Raw genomic sequence first — 18,719 nt, forward strand, 5'->3', positions numbered from 1 at the left:
CTTCGACTTCGCTCAGGAGACCCGGCGCTTATTGGTTCAACAGCAGTTATCGCTCACGCTCGTGAGCAGTTTGTCCATGCCCTTCTTCAGGGCGTTCCATCCTTTCGGGTCGATGCAGTAGCAGATGCTGGTGCCTTCCACCGTGCCTTGGATGAGCCCGGCGTTCTTCAGCTCCCACAAGTGCTGGCTGATGGTGGCCTGCGCCAGGCCCAGTTCCTCCACGAGCGACCCGTTAACGCAGGTGCCGCGCTTGACGAGGAATTGCAGGATGGCGATGCGCGCCGGGTGGCCGAGCACCTTCGCCAGCGCGGCGATGCGGTTCTGCTCGGCGGTGAAGAGGTCAGTCTTGATGAGGCCCATGATCTTGTGGGCGCAAGACTACTACAATGCTATATCGTAATAATACGATAAAAGGTCCAGGATCGGGATCCTGTCCGTGCTGATGGGGTGTCGTTCAGTTGCCCAATGGCTTGCCGGCCGCGGTCCACGCGTGGATGCCGCCTTGGAGGTCCACCACGTCGTTGAACCCTTGGCCGATGAGGAACTCTCTCGCTGCGGCACTCCGACGGCCGGAAGCGCAGTAGAGCAGTACCGGTTTCGACTTGTCGAGACTACCGGCGTACGCTTGCACTTGACCAGCGTTCTGATCGAGGTTCGTTGCGTTCGCCAGGTGGCCACCGTTGAATTCTCCGGGTGAGCGCACATCGATGAGCTGGGCGCCCGGTTCGTGCAGCCGGGCCGCGAAGGCTTCCGGTGAAAGGCTGTGGGTTTCTTGGGAGGCCGTTCCGCAGGCCAACAACAGCAGCGGGAGCAGGAGGAAGAAGGCGCGCATGGGTTTCTAGGGAAGCGGAAGGGCCGCGCGGATGCACGGCCCTTCCCCGGTGAAGAGCTCTTACTTCAGGTTGTTCACGCTGGTCCACGGACCGCCGTTGTACACATCGAAGCCGTGCCGCTTCAAGGTGTCGGCCGCCATGCCACTGCGCGCGCCGCTACGGCAGCAGGTGATCACAGGCTTGTTCTTGTCGATCTTCTTGAGCTGGTCCTGGATGCGGTCCAACGGGATGTTGATCGAACCGGCCACATGCCCGCTGCGGAACTCATCGGGTGTGCGCACATCCACGATGGTGGCGCCTTGGGCGATCTTCTCGCGGAGGTCCACCTTGGGGCCGCCGATGCCGAACAATGTCTTGAACATGGTTGCTGTTGTTGTGCGGTACAAAGGTCTGTCAAGGTTCATCCGTGGTTGGTGATCCAGGTCACAGAGCAGGGATCAGAACACGTAGTTGATGATCAGGTCGGCATGCAGCATGTCCACTTTGTTGATGGACTGCTTTTCGGTGAGGTCCGGATCGATCGGGAGTTTGGCGAGCACGAGGAATTGTGCCGCAAGCCCCTTCCATCCACCTTTGAACTGGTACTGCGCGTTCATGTCGAACTGGGTGTAGGACGGCATCGCGTACTTGTTCAGCCGGGCATTGGTCAGTTCGGGCATCTGGTACATTCCCCCATCCACTTGGATGCGCCAGCCGTCAGCGCCTTTCCAGATCAAGTTCAAGGACGCCGCATGCACATCGCCCGCGCCTTCGTTCCGCTCGCGCGGCTGGAAGGTAAAGAACGGGTCACGGCCCCACTCGCGGGGCATCAGATATCGGCCATGCGCGGTGATGCGTGTGTAGTTCAGTTGCCATCGGAACTTGCCGATCACATTGCGCACACGACCACTGAAGGCCCAGGATGATCCGCTGGGCGGCATATAGTGGAGAGCGGCATCCGCTTCGCCGCGCTGCTGGGCGGGATCCTGCCGAATGCCGAAGGCGGAGGCGCTCCACCGATCTTCTTTCCCTCCCGCATCCAATTGGACCAGTGCGCTGTTGAACACGTTCTCGGTGTGGAGGTTCCATGCGGTGATCGTCGTTGAGCGGTACAGCTTCTTCTTCACGCTCGCGATGAAGATGCCCGCGCTTGATCCGGACTCACCATGTCGTGCACCTTCGCCGTACACATTGCGACCCACCGGAAAGACGGACATGCTTTCGTACACCGGGTACCATTCACTGGCGCCTCGCGGGGCTACCCGGTAGATCCAACCGCCTTGCCATGTGGTGCCATGTTCTGTGTGGTGCTGCACCCAGACTCCTTCGAACAAGCTGGGGTGCATCCGGCCGTCCTGTGGATTGAGGAACGGTGTGTTCAATTCCTGCTTTCCGAGGATCACCTGCGTTCGCGCATTCTTCGAACGCCAGTCCAGCTGGAATTCGTGCAGGTACGCGAGGTCGTTGGTGTGCCGCGGATCGTTCACGTCATAGAGGCCGATCTCATAGCGGTTCGCGACGCCGGTCACCGGATCCGGCAAGGTCAGGTCGCTCGTGGCAAGGTCGAAGGTGTAGCCGCCGCTCAACTTGAACCGGGTGCCATGCCACCGCTGCGAGGTGAAGCCCATGGTGCCGCCAAAGGCCACAGCGTGATAGTCCGATGGTGCTCCATCGTTGATGGTCGTCATGTTGTAAAGCCGGAAGCGGCCATCCAGCTCGCCCTGTTTCATGATGTCGTACAGGTGACTGGTGCCGCGCAGGCTGTCCGAGCTGGGGATGTCCTGTTCGCTGTGCTGGCCCATCCCGATCAATGGGAAAGCCGCCAGAGAAACAAGCATCAAGCCCGCCCGACCGCAGTGCGACCGGCCCAGTGATCGCTCGTGCATGGATCAGAAACCCGCCTTGATGTAGCTCCAACCGTCCTCCTGCCGCTCCACGATGTGGATGATGCCGGCCTTCACATGACCCGCTTCGGCCAGGACCTTGGTAGGGTCCAGTTGCCGCTCCCGAATGGTGTTGTCGCAGGCGAGGAAGGTGATGCCTTTGCCAGCGAACTCCTTCACCTTGCCTGCCACGATGCTGCGATCGCCCATGAGCAGGTCCATGCCAGGACCGTGGCACACCAGTTCCAATTGCAGGTTCGGCGCGGCTTCCAGCATGTTCTTGAACTGCTTCATCAGGTTCTTGTGCACCAGTGTATCGCCGCTGGTCAGCTGCATCACGATGCGGTGCTGGCGGACGCTGTCCTGCGCCAGGACCAGGAATGAGGTGAGGAGCAAGGTGACGATGAGCAGTGTGCGTTTCATGGCCGCGAAGTTCTCGCAGCGCTCCTCGGTGCTCTGTGATCCATATCACACAACGAGCGGTGCATGGCCGGTGCCGGTGATGCGGCACGCGTGATCAATACAGATGCACTTTTGTACAGCCTTGTTCATGCGACCGGATCTGGTTCCCAAGTTGTTCACCGTATTCCGGCAGGGGTACGGGAAGGAACAACTGCGCCGGGATGTGCTAGCTGGTATCGTGGTCGGCATCGTGGCGTTGCCGCTCTCGATCGCTTTCGCCATCGCTTCGGGCGTATCCCCGGAAAAGGGGCTGATCACGGCGATCGTCGCAGGGTTCTTCATCAGTGCCTTCGGCGGAAGTCGCGTGCAGGTCGGTGGGCCTACCGGCGCCTTCATCGTGATCGTGTACGGCATCGTACAGGCCCATGGTGTGGAAGGCCTCACCATCGCCACATTGATGGCCGGTGTGCTGCTCGTGATCATGGGGCTGTTGCGCTTCGGTGCCCTGTTGCGGTATTTCCCGCACACGCTCATCGTCGGGTTCACATCCGGCATCGCGGTGATCATCTTCTCTTCGCAGATGAACGATCTACTGGGACTGCGGCTCACGAACGTGCCGGCCGACTTCCTCGGAAAGTGGGCACTCTTCGCGTCGCACGTCAGCGACATACAACCCCTGTCCGTGGTGATCGCTGTGGGTACCATTGTGGTAACCCTCCTCATGACGCGTGTGTCCACGGTCGTTCCCGGTGCCGCCCGGTGCGTTCTCCTCGTGGATGTTGGTGGTGGATCCCTTTTCCTTTTCGGTCATAGCTGTGCGCTTCGTTCGCGACTGGGGGCGGATCGTTCAGGATGCGCACGGCCGGGGCCAGGTCAGCATCGAACTGCCCGCGCCGCACGGCCCAGATGAAGGCCACCAGGAACACGCCGACGACGAACGTGCTGGCGGTGATCAGGAGGAAGATGACGCTCATCAGGTCCGTGGCTTTGCGCAGCGAAACTGCCCGGAGCGGTTCGGTACGACGGTGAGACCGGTCAGCGGCGGAATCGACTTTCGTCATTTCCCAGGGCATGGTGCGCCGATCGTGACGATCGACACCTTCGGAACTTGCATGATCCGGTACTTTCGACCGCGATGTTCTCAAAGGCCTGTATGTACGCCATCCGGGCGACGGTGCTCCTCGCATCGGACGAGGCGAAGGGTGTGCGCTGGACGCTCAGCGCGATCGTGGAGGAGACCGGGGCGCCGGAAGCCTTCATGGCCAAGATCCTGCGCAAGCTCGTGCGTGCGGGTATCCTGCGGTCGGTGAAAGGCCCGGGCGGTGGTTTCGATATGCTGCCGGGCCGGGCCGGGATCCTGCGGCTCGGCGAGGTGGTCACAGCCATCGACGAGGATCATCTCTTCAAAGGCTGCGCACTGGGTTTCTCCCGATGTGATGCGAAGAAGCCTTGCCCGATCCACACACAGGTGGAGGCCGTGCGGGAACGGCTCCGTGGGGTGCTGGCGATCACACCCATCAAGGATCTGGGCCGCGACCTGCACGACGGCAGGGCCTTCCTCAAGGGAAAGCTCTGAACAACGAAGGCGCCCTCGCGGACGCCTTCGCCGACTTTCACCAACCCCGGGTCATGCGTCAGGGAGGGTGATATGCCACCGGACTATCCCGGCAGCAACACCTTATCGATCACATGGACGATACCATTGCTGGCCGGCACGCTGGCCACGATGTTGGCACCGTTGATGGTGATCTTACCGTCAACAATGGATACTTGCGTCTTGCCTCCATCCACCATGTCGATCTTCTGGCCATCGCGCAATTGTTCGGGTTTGAGCACACCCACGAAAACATGATACTGGAGCACGGTCTGGAGGTCGGCCTTCTTCTCCGGCTTCAACAGCCCATCCACCGTACCCGCAGGCAATGCATCGAATGCCGCATTGGTCGGTGCGAAGACGGTGAACGGGCCCGCGTTGCTCAGTGCGTCCACGAGTTCCGCCGCTTTTACGGCGGCCACGAGCGTGGTATGGTCCGGCGAGCCGACCGCGATTCCTACGACGTTTTTCTGGGACTGGTCATCAACTACGGTGGATTGGCCACCCTCCGCCGGTGTTGCTGTGGTGTTGGTCGCACTGGTCTGTCCGGGATGATCGGTCCCTCCTCCACAGGCGATCAGGAGCGAGGTGCAGAGGACGGTCAACGACCATTGTATGGTGGGTGTGGTGAGCATGGTGGTTCTTTTATCAGGACAATATTGTCCGGTATTGACGGTGCCGAGGCTGATCGTCATCATTTGTCGTGCTGTTTTCGATCAGTGCTTTTGATGGCGGTCTCCGGTTCACAGATCCTTGCGTGCGAAAACGCGCACCGCGGCCCAACAGGGAAGCAAGGCCCACAGCAGCAGGATGCTCAACGAAGCGAGCATGCCGCCCATGCTGCCGAAGAACTTCTCGTACACGGCGCCGGTATAGCCCAGCAATGCGGCGAGGTCGATCTTCAACATGATGAGCATGCGGGAGAGGTCGATCGGGTTCAGCGCGGCGAGCGGCACGATGAGCGGTTCGATGGGGCGGTCACTGAAGCTGAACATGATCCACAACAGCAGCGAATCCCACACGATCGCCATGAGCACCCAGGCTACAAGACCTATTCCCACGGCCTTCGCGCGGTCACGCTGTTCCACCGCGATCCAGAGGCCCAACGCGCAGCAGACGAAGGTGAGCAGGCCGCCGGTGAGCAGAAGCGTCCAGCCTACCGGCCCTGGTGCCCAAGCCGCAATGGGGAGGCCGACGCCGAGGATGTACGATGCGGACAAGGCCGTGCTCACCGCGAGGTACTGCGCCCGGGTGATCGTGTGCCGGTGGAGCGGCTGCACGGCTAGGAGCACTGTGAACTCGTACTGGTTGTAGAACCAGATGATGGTGAAGACCAGGGAGAGGAGCGGCGTAAGGGCCAGCACCACCTGCGAAAGCGTGATGAGCGCTTTGGTGTTGTCCGGCTCCAACATGAAGAGTGCGGTGGAGATCGCCAGGAGCAACATCGCGTAGCCGATCGCGAAACGGTTGCGTGCCAGGTCGAGCAGTGTGTATTTGAAGACCTTCCACATTGCTACGGCTGTTGTGCGAGGAATTTGGGCAAGGCCACCGCGAGGGACGTTTCGCCGGTGGCTTCCGTGATCAGTTCAGGCGGCAATGCGAAGCGCAGGCGCCCGTCCTCCAGATAGGCCACACGATCACCTAGGCGTTGCACCTCTTCCATGATGTGCGAGGTGATGAGCACCGTGGCTCCTTCACGCTTGGCAAGGATCGCGGTGTCCAGGAGTTTCCCGGCGCTCACCGGATCGAGGCCGGCAGTGGGTTCATCGAGCACCAGGATGTTGGGCCGGTAGCGGAAGGCGAGCACGGCGCTCACCTTCTGCCGCATGCCCCCGCTCAACTGGCTGATGCGTTTGTCGAGCAGTGCGTCCACGCCGAGCTGGTGGATGAGCAGGTCGTCGGTGGAGCCTGATCGGGCATCGCGGATGTCGTTCATCATGCGCAGCAACTGCTCCACGGTGAGCTCACGTGGGAACTCCGCGTACTGCGGCATGTACCCGATGGCTGCGCGGTAGGAAGGGTCGGTGCCCACCACGGTGCCGTTGATCGTTAGCGCGCCTTCGGTGGCATGCACCAGCCCGAGCAGGCACTTGATCAAGGTCGTCTTGCCGGAGCCGTTCGGACCGATCACCATCACGATCTCGCCTTCAGCGAATCGCGCGTTCACCCCGCGCAGCGCCCATTGTTTGCCGTAGCGTTTGCCCAGACCTTCGATGATGATCCTATCCATCTGTAGCCGCTTCAGCGTGTGAACAGAGAGAGTCGAGGGCGCGTCGACGCGGTGGCGGTGGGCGGTCTCATCAATGGTGACTTGTCCTCAAGGGCCGCCGGCGTGAGCGTGGGCACGATCCGTTCGCTCTGGTCCAACAGGTTCACCATCAGGCTGCGCGAGAGTACCATGGCGTAGGGCATCCGGTCGGTCACGAGCGCGAAGAAGCTCAACGGATGGTGGGGCACATCACCGCGCCCATCACGGTCCAGATCGTAGCCTTGGTAGCGGTCCCAGTAGTTGCCGCGCAGTTCGCTCAGCACCAGGTCGCCATTCGTCGTCATGTCGAAGGTGTTCCCGCTGAAGCTGTTGCTTTCGAACACGGTGGATGTGCTGTTCGCGAAGAGCTTCACCGCCCAGCCGTTCGCACTGAAGGTGTTGCCCTTCACCTGTGCACGATTGCACCCGTCCACGAACATGCCCACGGTGTTATCGGAGAAGTGGTTCCGCTCGATGTGCGCGTCGTTGATCTCCTTCAGGAGCAAGCCGTAGGCACTTCCGCCCCGGTTGTGCTCGAAGCGGTTGTCGGTCATGGTCACTTCGCGGGTGAACATCACGGCCACGCCCGCGCCGTTGTCGTGGAAGAAGTTGTTGGTGTAGCTGTCCCGGTGGCTGAACATGAAGTGCAGGCCGTAGCGCGTATTGTATGCGGTGGTGTCGTGATCGATGCGCGAGTCCGTCACGAATTCCAGGTAGATGCCATCGCGGTGGTGCGATACGCGGTTGCGCAGGATCTCCACATGCTGGCACTTCCAGAGATGTACACCGTTCGCCCGCCTGTTCTCCGGTGTGGAGTGATCGCCGATCACCGTATTGTCGGCGATCATGGCGCGGGCCACACTGCTCAGGTAGATGCCGAAGAAGCAGCCTTCCACCTTGTTCCGGGTGATGCGGATATCCGTGGCGCTGATGCACTTGATGCCCGCGTTGTCATTCATGTCGCTGATGGCCGTTCCACGCACGACCAGTCCGGAGATATGCACATCACCGGACTTGACGACGATGACCTCTCCGCTGCCTTTGCCATCCACCACGGGCCAACCCTCGCCCAGCAGCGTTACCGGTTGCGTGATCGTGATGGTACCTTCGGTGTAGGATCCGGCTTTCAGCAGCACCGTGTCATGCGGGGCTGCGGCGTTCAGGCTCTTTTGCAAGCTCATGCCGGCCGTAACCGTGCGCGTACGTGCCGCCACATGGCAAGCGCAGAACAGGAGAGCACATGTGGTGAACAGGATGCGCATGGTTCAATGCGTCGACAGCAGTTTCCGTGTCGCGGCCCAATCGAGCGATCCTCCTGGATGCGTTACGATAGCGACCGCGCGCGTTTCCGCATCGCTGAACGCCGCAACGTTCCCGTTCATGGGACTGCGCAGGGTTGTTGCGTGCAGGTAGTACGCCGTGGTCGCATCGATCACTTCGCCGGGGCGCGCGTGATCACAAACCCACCAGCCTTGCACCTGATCTTCGGCGATGCGACCCTCGGCCACATGCTGCACCATGCACTCCGGTGAGTCGAAGGCATAGGTGCGTCCGGCTTTCGTGACGATGGCCGAGGCGAACTGCCGGTCCATCACGTTCATGCGGCAATAGGCGCATTCAACCTGGCCGAAGTCGATCACCGGCGGGCCGTCCGACGCGCAAGAAGTGAGGGACAGCATGCCGATCAGGGCGAGCACATGGGCTTGCGGGGGGACCTGTTGTCCCGCCTCGCGCGGTGCGGTCGCCGCGGTCCGGCGCGGCCAACGCCACTCTGCCAGCCAGATGAGCACCGCGATGGTGATCGCGGCGAAGAGGATCCACCCACCCGTGTCAGGCAGCGACCAGGCATCGAAGTTCAGCAACTGCTTGTGCCCGAAAAGGGGTGGTTGGTAGGCCATGCCTTCCACTTTGATCGCCGCGTGCGGGTCCAGGTCGTGCCCGTATTTGTACCCCCACGAATACATGTCCCACATGGCCCACAGTACAAAGGCCCCGAGCACCAGAAGCCAGGTGAAGAGCGCACCACGCCGACCGATCAGCGCCGAGATGACCCCCCACCCGACGAGCAGGCCGATCGCGTAGCGCATGATGGCGAATTCCGGGAACATGTCATTCTCGATGGTGGCCATGCCGATGTAGTGGTTCAGCCCGTTGATGTTGCGCACGTCCCCGGAGAAGCGATCATGGAAGATCTGCAGGTAGAGTCCCTCCGGGTATTGTGGCGCAATCAGGTCGATGCGCCAGATGGGGACCACCAGCAGCGCACCGATGGACAGTGCCGCGAGTGCGATGGCGATGCGCGAGATCGGTCGAAGTCTGGGAACTGTGGTCATGATCAGGGTTTTGTGGCAACGGCGGGTTGTCTCCCGCCGTTGCCACGTTTCATCCTACGAGGGCGGGCAGGACTAGGATCCCGCATCCACCGAACGGGTCTCGGCCTTCAGTTCCACCTTGCTGCCGGCTGGTGAAACCCGCACATAGCCTTGCATCTCCTGGTGCAGTGCGCTGCAGAAGTCGGTACAGTACATGGGCACCACGCCGACCTGGTCCGGCACCCACTTCAGTGTTTGCGTTTCACCCGGCATGATCAAGAGTTCCGCGGTGGCCGCCCCTTTGATCGCGAAGCCGTGCGGTACATCCCAGTCCTGTTCCAGGTTGGTGATGTGGAAGTACACTTCATCTCCCACCTTCACCCCTTCGATGTTGTCCGGGGTGAAGTGTGAACGGATGGTGGTCATCCACACATGCACCTCGTTGCCCTTCCGTTCGATCCTGGTTTCGCTTTCGCCCTTGGCCAGGTAGGGGTGCTTGTTCTTGTTGATGTCGAAGAACTTCACCTCGCGTGGTTTGACGAGTTCGGCCGGCAATGCCTGTGCGTAGTGCGGTTCACCGATCGTGGGGAAGTCCAGCAAGAGCTCCATCTTGTCGCCTTCTATGCTGAAGAGCTGTGCGCTCTGGGCCAGTTCAGGACCAGTGGGCAGGAAGCGGTCCTTGGTGATCTTGTTGTACGCGATCACGTACTTGCCCCAGGGCTTCTTGCTGTCGCCGCCGGGCACGCACAGGTGGCCGATGCTGTAGTATGTGGGTACGCGGTCCAGCACCTCCAGGCTCTTCAGGCTCCACTTCACGATCTCGCTGCTCACGAACATGGAGGTGTAGGCGTTCCCGTTCGCGTCGAATTCGGTGTGCAGAGGCCCGAGGCCCGGCTTTTTCACCTCGCCATGCAGCACGCTCTCGTACTTCAGCACGGGGATGCCCATGAAATCGCCGTCGTGATCCTTGGCGGCTATCGCGGCTTGGATCTTCGTGAAGGAGAAAACGGGGATCAGTGCTGCCAACTTGCCGCTGCCTACGATGTACTCCCCGGTGGGATCCACATCGCAGCCGTGGGGTGATTTCGGGCAAGGCATGAAATAGACCAGGTCGGTAAGCTCGCGCGGGTCCAACTGGAGTACCTCTTTCATCACCGTGCTCTCGCCCGTGTGCGTCTCGTCGTTGTACCAGTTGCTGTAGTACTCCACAGGCACCTTGCGGCCTTTGCCCGCCTTCGCGTATTCCTCGGCCTTTTTCCAGTTCACGGCCATGATGAAGTCCTTGTCGCGTTGGCTGGCGTTCACTTCCAGCAGACTGTAGGCTTGTTCACTGTTGTAGCAGCTGAAGAAGAACCAGCCGTCGCTCGGGCCTTTACCGGTGTGGCTCAGGTCGAAGTTCATGCCCGGGGTGATGATCTGGAAGGCGATGGACATCTTGCCGCTCTCCGGCTCCGGGTGGATGAAGCTCACCGTGCCCTTGAAATTCTCCCGGTAGCTCTCGATCGGCACATCGCGTTCGGTATCGGTGCCCATGGGGATGGAGAAACGCGTGCCGCTGATCACGTACTCGCTGTTCGGCGTCGTGAACGGTGAACTGTGGTTGCCCGCGCAGTTCGGGATCTCGATGATGCTCTTCGTGCGGAACGTGCCCAGGTCCACCAAGGCGATGCGCGGTGTGTTGTTGCCGTTGATGAAGCACCACTTGCCATCGGGCACCCCATCCGTCATGGACAGCTCCGGATGGTGCGAATCGTCCCAGGGAATGAAGCCATGCGTGGTCATCAGCATCGGTTTGGTCTCCTCGCTGTAACCCCAGCCGCTTTCGGGGTTCACGGAGAACACCGGGATGTTCCGGAGCATCCGGCCACTGGGAAGGCCGTAAACGCTCAGCTGCCCGCTGAACCCGCCGCTTACGAAATTGTAGAACTCATCATAGCTGCCCGGTTTCACGTAGGTCTTCGATCCGGCTTCGCCGGTAACCGCCGCTTGTGTGGTCTGTGGGCGACAGCCCTGCATGGTATTGAACAGGAGGAACAGTGCAGCACCGCTGCCGAGCAGCAGGGTGGTGGTCTTCAGGGAGCGTTTCATCTTCGGTTCGGTAGTTCGTGGTGGTCTTGCATCACAGGGTGCGCATGAATTCGAGCACTTCGCGCGCTTCATCCTTGCTCAGGTTCTGGTTGGGCATGCGCACGAGGCACTCCTCGAGGAGCTTCTGCGCTTCAGGATCCTTTTCGAGCATCACATCGATGTTCATGATCATGTTCATGATCCACGCGGGCTCACGCCTCGTAGTGACGCCTTTCCAACCGGGGCCTACAACGCGGTTCTCGCCCGTGCTGTGGCAGGCCTGGCACTTGACGTCATAGGTGGTCTTGCCCTTCTCAGCCATGGCCGGGTCGACCGCGCTGAGGTTCAGGTCCGCTGCGGTGATCAGCTCACCTGCTCCGCCCTTGTCGGCGGTGGCGCCTGATGCGCCGGGGGGACCCGAAGGTGCTCCCGGCGGGTCGGCCGGCGTGCTTCCGCCACCGCAGGCCTGTATCATCACCAGCGTGGTGAGCAGGACCGCTGTTCCAATTGATCTGAGGGGCTTCATGTTTGCTGTCGTTTATTGACGTGACGAATATCAGCGGATAGAATTGTCCGATATATGACGTTTGTCAGCGGAGTACGCGAACCTCATCGGGTGCCCGGAAACACACGCCATGAACATGGACAACGCTTCAGCCGGACTGCGCCAGTGGTACCGGATCTCCTTGTTCTTTCTGGCCGCAGCGGCGACCATCGGTGCCTTGCTGCGCCTGATCTATGTGGTGGACATGCCGTGGCTCATCTTCAAGCCGTGGCTCCATGCGCACTCGCACGTGGCCATGCTGGGCTGGGTTTTTCCCGGGCTCATCATCGCGTTGCTGGCGCTGGAAGATCGGCGCCTACCGAAGGGGATGAACTTCTGGTTCACCTTGTCGATGGCGTTGGTCGCCGGCATGCTTGTCAGTTTCCCGGTGCAGGGCTATGGGGAGCTTTCCATCGCCTGTTCCGTGGGGCAGATGATCGTGGGTTATGTGATGCTCGCGCAGGTGTGGGCGCACACGCGGCACTGGCCCGCGCGCGGAAGCCGCCTGCTGGTGCGGCTCGCGATCGTCTTCCAGTACCTGAGCACGCTGGGCATCTGGGCCATGGGGCCGATCATGACGAGCAAACTGGCGGGCACCGAATGGTACTACTGGAGCATTCAATGGTTCCTGCACTTCCAGTTCAATGGCTGGTTCTGGTTCGCGGCGATGGCCATCGGCAGCCGATGGGCCGAGCGCCAGGGCGTGGACGTGCGGCTGGATACCGCGACCACCCTGCTTTGGGCCACGGGCACGGTGCTCACCTTCGCTCTGGCCATCGCCTGGAGCGAACGGTTCTTCCTGGTATTGATGGTGAATTCGCTCGGTGTGGTGCTGCAGGTGGTGGCGGCATGGCGCACCCTGCAGGCCATGCGCAAGGCGCGACTCGATGCCTACGTGCGGACGACGCCGTTGATGCGCGTGCTGATCGGCGTGCTCTTTCTCAGCATGGCCGTGAAAGTCGCCGCGCAGGCGTTGGTGGCGGTGCCGATGGTCGCCAATATGGCCCTTACGCTGCGCAATTATGTGATGGGCTTCGTGCATCTGAGCACATTGGGGGCCGCAACGGCGTTGCTCTTCTCCATGGCGCTGATGAAGGGCTGGTTGAACGAGGCCTCGCGCTGGACCCGCGCCGGAATCCTCCTGTTCATCGCCGGTTACGCCTGCAGTGAACTGCTCCTTTTCGTGCAAGGCACCTGTTTCTGGGCGGGCTTCGGACTGCTCCCGGGATACTACATCAGCCTGTTCGCGGTCAGCGCAGTGCTGGCGACAGGGGTGTGGTTGTTGTTCGTGGCGGCTTTGGGCAGGGGCGGTTCGGGGTTGCAGGAGCGGGAATGAGCAGCAAGGAACTGCCAGGGATCGCAGGAAGCAGGTGCCGAAGCACCCATGCGTATCTTATGGAACGCGCAGATGCGCCGAAGCACTGCTCTTTGAGCAAGGATGTTATGCTTGATGGGACGCGCTCATCAGTAATTGCATCGCTTGTTCATCGGGTCTGGCGCTAGTGAGCATTACAAGCTCACCTTTGCCTGACCGCTCATGCGACCGGATCTTGTTCCCAAGCTGTTCACCGTGCTCCGTCAGGGCTACGGCCGGGATCAACTGCGCCGGGATGTATTGGCCGGTATCGTGGTCGGCATCGTGGCCTTACCGCTTTCCATCGCGTTCGCCATCGCTTCGGGCGTATCCCCGGAAAAGGGGCTGATCACAGCGATCGTCGCAGGGTTCTTCACCAGTGCGTTCGGGGGAAGTCGCGTGCAGATCGGTGGGCCTACCGGCGCCTTCATCGTGATCGTGTACAGCATCGTGCAGGCCCATGGCGTGGAAGGTCTCACCATCGCCACGTTGATGGCCGGTGTGCTGCTGGTGATCATGGGACTGCTACGCTTCGGAGCCTTGTTGCGGTACTTCCCGCATACGCTCATCGTTGGTTTCACCTCCGGTATCGCGGTGATCATCTTTTCCTCACAGATGAACGATCTGCTCGGACTGCGGCTCACGAACGTGCCTGCGGACTTCTTCAGCAAGTGGGCGCTGTTCGCTTCACATGCCCGCGACATCCAACCCCTGTCCGTGCTCATCGCTGTCGGCACGATAGCCGTAACGGTCCTCATGACGCGTGTTTCCAAAGTCGTTCCTGGTCCGCTCGTGGCGATCGTGCTGGCATCGGTGCCCGTAGCTGTTTGGGACTTGCCCGTGGAAACGATCGGCTCGCGTTTCGGTGGTATTCCGAACACGATCCCAACTCCGCACTTCGCATCCGTGGACTTTGCCACGTTCAAGGAACTGCTCCGCCCCGCGTTGGCGATCGCGCTGTTGGGCGGCATCGAATCGCTGTTGAGCGCCGTAGTGGCCGATGGCTCCATCGGGGGCAAGCACCGCAGCAACATGGAGCTGGTGGCGCAAGGCGGAGCGAACATGCTGTCCGCACTCTTCGGTGGTATACCCGCCACGGGGGCGATCGCACGCACGGCCACGAACATCAAGAACGGTGGGCGCACGCCGGTGGCAGGCATGGTACACGCCGGGGTGTTGCTGCTCATCATGCTCGTTGCGGGACGATGGGCCGCGCTCATTCCCATGTCCTGTCTGGCCGGCATCCTCGTCGTGGTGGCGTGGAACATGGCGGAGGTGCGGAGTTTCCGTGCCGTGTTCAAGACCAGTCGCCACGACATGGCCGTGCTGCTGGTCACCTTCTTCCTTACCGTGGTTGTCGATCTGGTCGTGGCGATCGAGATCGGGCTCGTGCTGGCCGCCTTCCTCTTCATGAAGCGCATGAGCGACAGCACGCGGCTCAAGGAACTCAGCACCGCTGATGCATCCGGGGAGAAATTGTTCGAGTCGGAGTTCGGCAAGGTCCCTCCGCATGTGGTCGTCTACGGGATCGACGGACCGCTGTTCTTCGGCGCGGCGCAGACCTTCACCGAGACGATAGGCAAGATCGGCGACCAACATCGTGTGCTGATCCTACGCATGCGGAATGTGCCGTTCATCGATGCGACAGGGCTGCACCGGCTCGAAGAGATCATCCACACCATGGAGCGGCGGAACGTGCGCGTGCTGTTGACGGATGTGGTGGAAGAGGTAGAGAACAGCCTGCGTGAAGCGGGTGTGCTCAAGGAGGGGATGCTCTTCGCGGATATGCGATCAGCCTTGGACGCGGCTCACCGGAACTCGTAGTCGTACCCTTCCAGCTGGCTCAGTAGCGTCTGCGGCGCGTCCGTGGCGGTGATGCGCCCTTCGACTTTCGGAGAAGTGGGTCCAGCTCGGACTGCTTGCGCGATAACAGGCACTGGCTGTATGGAATGCACCGGTGAAATCCCGCCGCCGTGAAACCCTCTTTCCCGCTTCTACTGAGATCCAGCACCGGCTGGGTCTTCATTACCACCGTGGAGATCCTGCACATCAAGGCCGAGGACAAGTATGCCCGGCTCACATGCACGGATGGGTCGAACCTGGTGCTCTTTCATTCGCTGGCCGATCTGGAGCGCAGACTGGCGTGCGGCAAGCGCATCGGTGAACTGCTCTTCGTTCGCACGCACCGCAGTTGCATCGCTGCCATGCACTACGCCCAAGCGATACCACCGAAGCGTGGGCTGCTGCTCGCGGATGGCACCGAGCTCCCCTTAGGCCGCGGGGTTCGTGCGGACCTGTTGCGGCTGATGGGGGCCGTTCACGCCACCGCGCGTGCAGTTCGCGCTGCGGTATTACTGCTTGTCGGAAACCTGCTCCACTGAGCACCTCGAGCGGTGCTCGCGGAATAGTTTCACGCAATGTGATAACGGTTCCATCGATCGAGGTATGCACCTCCTGAAACCCTGAAATGCCATGATCAGTCTCACCGCCATCACCGATCCGATAAAGCTGGATGAGTATCATCAGTTCCGGCACCGTATCTACAGCGATAGTAGGCAGAAGTGCTTTCTTGGAAGTCGGACAGGGTTCGACAAGGATGCGTACGACGATAGGGCCATGCACTATGGATGGTACGTGAACGGTTCACTTTCCGGTTGCATCCGGTTCATTGAGCCGAATGAAAGCGCACACCCCGTTCCGATGGTGGCGCTCGCACCGGACACGCTGGTCCTCACGGCGGTGAACCGCTATATCACCGAGCGCCGAAGTAGGAACGAGCGTATGGTGGAGGCGAGCCGTTTCTGTTTATCTCCTGAGCATCGGGGATCGCGCACAGCGCGAGAATTCGTGCTCGCCATGTTGCGGGCGGTACACCCGTTCGGCATCGAACACGGTCTGTTCGATTGCGATGAGAAACATGCCCCGTTCTATCGCGCTCTAGGGTTCGATCTGCTCGCAGGTGCTGAGCGCTGGCAAGTGCCTTTTCTCGATTACCCTTCCGTGGCGCTTCACTACGACTTCCGTAGGATGATCGCCAGCCATCCTTCGCTGCTAGCCGGTCAACGTGTTCCTCAACAAGTGTCTCAGGATGGGGGCAAAAAGGCGGCGTAAGGTGATAACGCGAACCGGTCCATAGGAATACATCAACACCAACAACCAAACCCAACAGATATGAAAACGACACGATTTCTCACCATCATGGCCACTCTCTCATTCAGCCTGGCTGCTTGCGAGAAGGAGGGCCCCATCGGACCACAAGGCGAGCAAGGGGAACAAGGACTACCTGGTCAGGACGGGAGTGCGAATGTGCTCAGCGGTGAATGTACTTTCGGTGAATACAATGGCGGGGCCTCGAATTTCGACTACACATGCAATGCTTCGTATATCACCCAGGACATCATTGATAACGGGGTCGTACTCGGCTATGTGTCCACCTCAGGTGGCTGGTCACCACTCAACTTCTTTGTTCCTATCGGGGGCGAATTACTCATGTATCGCGGTTACGTTGAGCCTGGCGAGTATCGGGTGAACATGAAGTTCAGTGATGGCAGTGTCATAGATGCTGAAGACCCGCTGGACTCAATGAACCCGCTTACTGTGAAAGTGATCGCCATCGAAGGCGGACGCATGATGACCGAGGATCAGATACGAACGCTGGCCCAAGCTGAGTTGGCTCGCTGAACCATCCGGGATCACAAAGCACGGATTTATCATGAAGAAGCTCCGTTCCACCGCTCTGTTCTTGTTTGCCTTCTATGGGCTCCCGCTTTTGGCGAAGCCCGAACTCCTGATGGCTTGGCCTGTGCTCACCCTGGCCTTCTTCTGCACGGTGCTCTTCGTCACACAACCGGCACTGAGCGTGCAGGAAAGCAAGGAACACCGAGCTACCGATGGTTGGACCATCTGGTTGATCGTGGGCGTGAGCGGGGTAGGGCAGATCGCGAGCCTGGTGGAATGGGCCTACTTCCGTGGAGCGCCGCAGGCACTGGATGCTCGGGCGCTCTGCGGGGTGGCTTTGCTCGCAGGTGGCACGGCGTTCAGGCTTTGGGCCATACGCACGCTCAAGAACAACTTTTCCGCCACGGTGCGGATCAAGCAAGACCAACAACTCGTGACTTCCGGGCCATATCGCTGGCTGCGCCACCCCAGCTACACGGGTGCATGGTTGGCTATGTTCGGTGCCGCGTTGCTCATGCACAGCTACATTGGTCTTGTATTGATGGGACCGGGCATGATGCTGGTGTACATGCGCCGGATCGCGTTGGAGGAACGAACATTGGAAGCCGGCTTTGGGGAAGCGTACCGGAGCATGAAGGCATGCACGCGCCGTTTGGTGCCTTGCATCTGGTAACCCGTTTCAACAACAAACCCTACAACGACCCATGACGAATTTTCTGCCTGCCATCGCCACGGCTTTCCTTATCGGAGGCGCGTGGGACACAATTCAAGGACAAACGCTCAGCGATAACCTGATCGCGCACTTCCCGCTGGACGGTTCGCCGGATGATACCGTTCAAGGACTTGTGCCGGTATCCACCTCCGGCTCACCCGGCTTTTGCGCCGACCGGTTCGGGAGTCCGGATAGCGCTGCCTGCTTCGATGGTTCCAGCTTCTGGACTTATGGCGATGTACTTGACGTGGATACCTCCGATTTCGCACTCACTTTCTGGATGCGGCCGGATTCAGTGCCCATGGAATGGCTGATCAGTCCCGGATTCACAAGCAATGGGACACAGCCTGTTTGCAAAGGGACAACGATATTCGCAACACCCACACACTCGGGCTACACGTTACAGCTCAAGCAACTGGTTGCGGATAGTTATCTGCTCGACTGGGTGACTGGCGGCCAGAACGACGATGTGCATCTGGCTCAAAGTCCTATCCCTATTGGCGGCTGGATGCATGTGGCAGTAATGCGCTGCGATACGGTGATCAGCATGCACTTGGACGGAGAGTTTGCGGCCATCAACATCACACCCCCCAATAGGAATCTGAATACGAACATCTACTTCACCCTTGGTGCATTGAATCGCGAGCCAAGCGGAGAGCCTGCTAGTGAATGGTTCATTGGGGCTGTGGACGATGTGAGGCTTCACAAAGGCCGTTGCCTCAGCCAGGCCGAGATCGATACGCTGGCGTTCGATCTGGACCTCACGGTCGGGATGGCGACTAGAACAGAAGAACCAGCAATGCGCATCAGCCCCAACCCGGCTTCGGAAGTGGTCCGCATCCATTTCGATCGTTCGGTCGAGCTCATTCAATCGATGGAGATTTTTGATGCGATGGGCAGGAAACAAGCGCTACGCGCATCTGGCCTGATCATGCAGGGCACCGGGGTGTCCCAGATGGAGATTCCAGTTTCCGATCTCCCTCCCGGTGCTTACTTCGTAGTGGTACCAACGGATACCGGGCACGTATATGGGCGGTTCATCAAGGATTAGCTTTTGTGGGAGATGGCTGGCTGCATGTGCCTGGGTGTTCGCGGCCTGTGATACGCCCAATG

The 18,719-nt window shown here is 60.3% G+C and carries 21 protein-coding genes; 9 read left to right on the forward strand and 12 right to left on the reverse strand.

The genetic code is table 11. From position 1 onward, the window contains the following. Positions 1-36 precede the first annotated feature (36 nt). The 5 genes from IPJ76_12250 to IPJ76_12270 all read right to left on the reverse strand — a co-directional run bounded on the left by IPJ76_12250 (position 37) and on the right by IPJ76_12270 (position 3,118). Complete coding sequence (locus IPJ76_12250) at positions 37-360, reverse strand: winged helix-turn-helix transcriptional regulator (protein ID QQR85378.1); 324 nt, start codon at positions 358-360, stop codon at positions 37-39. Between the two features lie 94 nt (positions 361-454). Beyond that, positions 455-832 (reverse strand): rhodanese-like domain-containing protein, encoded by a 378-nt coding sequence (locus IPJ76_12255; protein ID QQR85379.1) that lies wholly within the window; start codon positions 830-832, stop codon positions 455-457. 60 nt (positions 833-892) lie between these two features. Next, entirely contained in the window at positions 893-1,195 is a 303-nt protein-coding gene (locus IPJ76_12260) for a rhodanese-like domain-containing protein (protein QQR85380.1), read from the reverse strand. 75 nt (positions 1,196-1,270) lie between these two features. Continuing rightward, complete coding sequence (locus IPJ76_12265; protein QQR85381.1) at positions 1,271-2,614, reverse strand: outer membrane porin, OprD family; 1,344 nt, start codon at positions 2,612-2,614, stop codon at positions 1,271-1,273. Between the two features lie 87 nt (positions 2,615-2,701). Then, on the reverse strand, positions 2,702-3,118 hold the full coding sequence (locus IPJ76_12270; GenBank protein QQR85382.1) for a DsrE family protein: 417 nt from the start codon (positions 3,116-3,118) through the stop codon (positions 2,702-2,704). Positions 3,119-3,245: 127 nt separating this feature from the next. On the opposite strand from IPJ76_12270, the gene IPJ76_12275 reads away from it, so the two are divergent. Together IPJ76_12275 and IPJ76_12280 are read left to right on the forward strand one after the other, a co-directional pair. After that, entirely contained in the window at positions 3,246-4,007 is a 762-nt protein-coding gene (locus IPJ76_12275; GenBank protein QQR85383.1) for a hypothetical protein, read from the forward strand. Positions 4,008-4,232: 225 nt separating this feature from the next. Then, positions 4,233-4,673: an Rrf2 family transcriptional regulator gene (locus IPJ76_12280; GenBank protein QQR85384.1), complete on the forward strand. Its 441-nt coding sequence runs from the start codon at positions 4,233-4,235 to the stop codon at positions 4,671-4,673. An 83-nt stretch (positions 4,674-4,756) separates the two neighbouring features. Here the strand turns inward: IPJ76_12280 and IPJ76_12285 are convergent, their stop codons facing one another. The 7 genes from IPJ76_12285 to IPJ76_12315 all read right to left on the reverse strand — a co-directional run bounded on the left by IPJ76_12285 (position 4,757) and on the right by IPJ76_12315 (position 11,844). Then, positions 4,757-5,326, reverse strand: a complete 570-nt coding sequence (locus IPJ76_12285) for a fasciclin domain-containing protein (GenBank protein QQR85385.1) — start codon at positions 5,324-5,326, stop codon at positions 4,757-4,759. A gap of 108 nt (positions 5,327-5,434) precedes the next feature. Beyond that, a complete protein-coding gene (locus IPJ76_12290) occupies positions 5,435-6,202 on the reverse strand; it encodes an ABC transporter permease (protein QQR85386.1) in 768 nt (255 codons plus the stop codon). A gap of 2 nt (positions 6,203-6,204) precedes the next feature. Continuing rightward, positions 6,205-6,921: an ABC transporter ATP-binding protein gene (locus tag IPJ76_12295; GenBank protein ID QQR85387.1), complete on the reverse strand. Its 717-nt coding sequence runs from the start codon at positions 6,919-6,921 to the stop codon at positions 6,205-6,207. Between the two features lie 11 nt (positions 6,922-6,932). After that, complete coding sequence (locus tag IPJ76_12300; GenBank protein QQR85388.1) at positions 6,933-8,201, reverse strand: nitrous oxide reductase family maturation protein NosD; 1,269 nt, start codon at positions 8,199-8,201, stop codon at positions 6,933-6,935. Between the two features lie 3 nt (positions 8,202-8,204). Then, entirely contained in the window at positions 8,205-9,272 is a 1,068-nt protein-coding gene (locus IPJ76_12305) for a nitrous oxide reductase accessory protein NosL (protein ID QQR85389.1), read from the reverse strand. Positions 9,273-9,344: 72 nt separating this feature from the next. Next, positions 9,345-11,339 (reverse strand): Sec-dependent nitrous-oxide reductase, encoded by a 1,995-nt coding sequence (gene nosZ / locus IPJ76_12310; protein ID QQR85390.1) that lies wholly within the window; start codon positions 11,337-11,339, stop codon positions 9,345-9,347. Between the two features lie 31 nt (positions 11,340-11,370). Beyond that, positions 11,371-11,844, reverse strand: coding sequence for a cytochrome c (locus IPJ76_12315; protein ID QQR85391.1), 474 nt, complete (start codon positions 11,842-11,844; stop codon positions 11,371-11,373). A 115-nt stretch (positions 11,845-11,959) separates the two neighbouring features. Here IPJ76_12315 and IPJ76_12320 point away from each other — a divergent pair, with 115 nt between their 5' ends. From IPJ76_12320 to IPJ76_12350, 7 genes are all read left to right on the forward strand, one after another. Next, on the forward strand, positions 11,960-13,198 hold the full coding sequence (locus IPJ76_12320) for a hypothetical protein (protein QQR85392.1): 1,239 nt from the start codon (positions 11,960-11,962) through the stop codon (positions 13,196-13,198). A gap of 201 nt (positions 13,199-13,399) precedes the next feature. After that, positions 13,400-15,040, forward strand: a complete 1,641-nt coding sequence (locus IPJ76_12325; GenBank protein ID QQR85393.1) for an STAS domain-containing protein — start codon at positions 13,400-13,402, stop codon at positions 15,038-15,040. A 149-nt stretch (positions 15,041-15,189) separates the two neighbouring features. After that, positions 15,190-15,597, forward strand: coding sequence for a LytTR family transcriptional regulator (locus IPJ76_12330; protein ID QQR85394.1), 408 nt, complete (start codon positions 15,190-15,192; stop codon positions 15,595-15,597). A 91-nt stretch (positions 15,598-15,688) separates the two neighbouring features. Further along, on the forward strand, positions 15,689-16,327 hold the full coding sequence (locus tag IPJ76_12335) for a GNAT family N-acetyltransferase (GenBank protein QQR85395.1): 639 nt from the start codon (positions 15,689-15,691) through the stop codon (positions 16,325-16,327). Between the two features lie 60 nt (positions 16,328-16,387). Further along, positions 16,388-16,897 (forward strand): hypothetical protein, encoded by a 510-nt coding sequence (locus IPJ76_12340; protein QQR85396.1) that lies wholly within the window; start codon positions 16,388-16,390, stop codon positions 16,895-16,897. Between the two features lie 31 nt (positions 16,898-16,928). Next, positions 16,929-17,567 (forward strand): isoprenylcysteine carboxylmethyltransferase family protein, encoded by a 639-nt coding sequence (locus IPJ76_12345; protein ID QQR85397.1) that lies wholly within the window; start codon positions 16,929-16,931, stop codon positions 17,565-17,567. Positions 17,568-17,598: 31 nt separating this feature from the next. Continuing rightward, positions 17,599-18,657, forward strand: a complete 1,059-nt coding sequence (locus tag IPJ76_12350) for a T9SS type A sorting domain-containing protein (GenBank protein QQR85398.1) — start codon at positions 17,599-17,601, stop codon at positions 18,655-18,657. The last annotated feature ends 62 nt before the right edge of the window (positions 18,658-18,719 follow it).

The sequence above is a fragment of the Flavobacteriales bacterium genome, from assembly GCA_016699575.1.
Classification (GTDB): Bacteria; Bacteroidota; Bacteroidia; order Flavobacteriales_F; family PHOS-HE28; genus PHOS-HE28.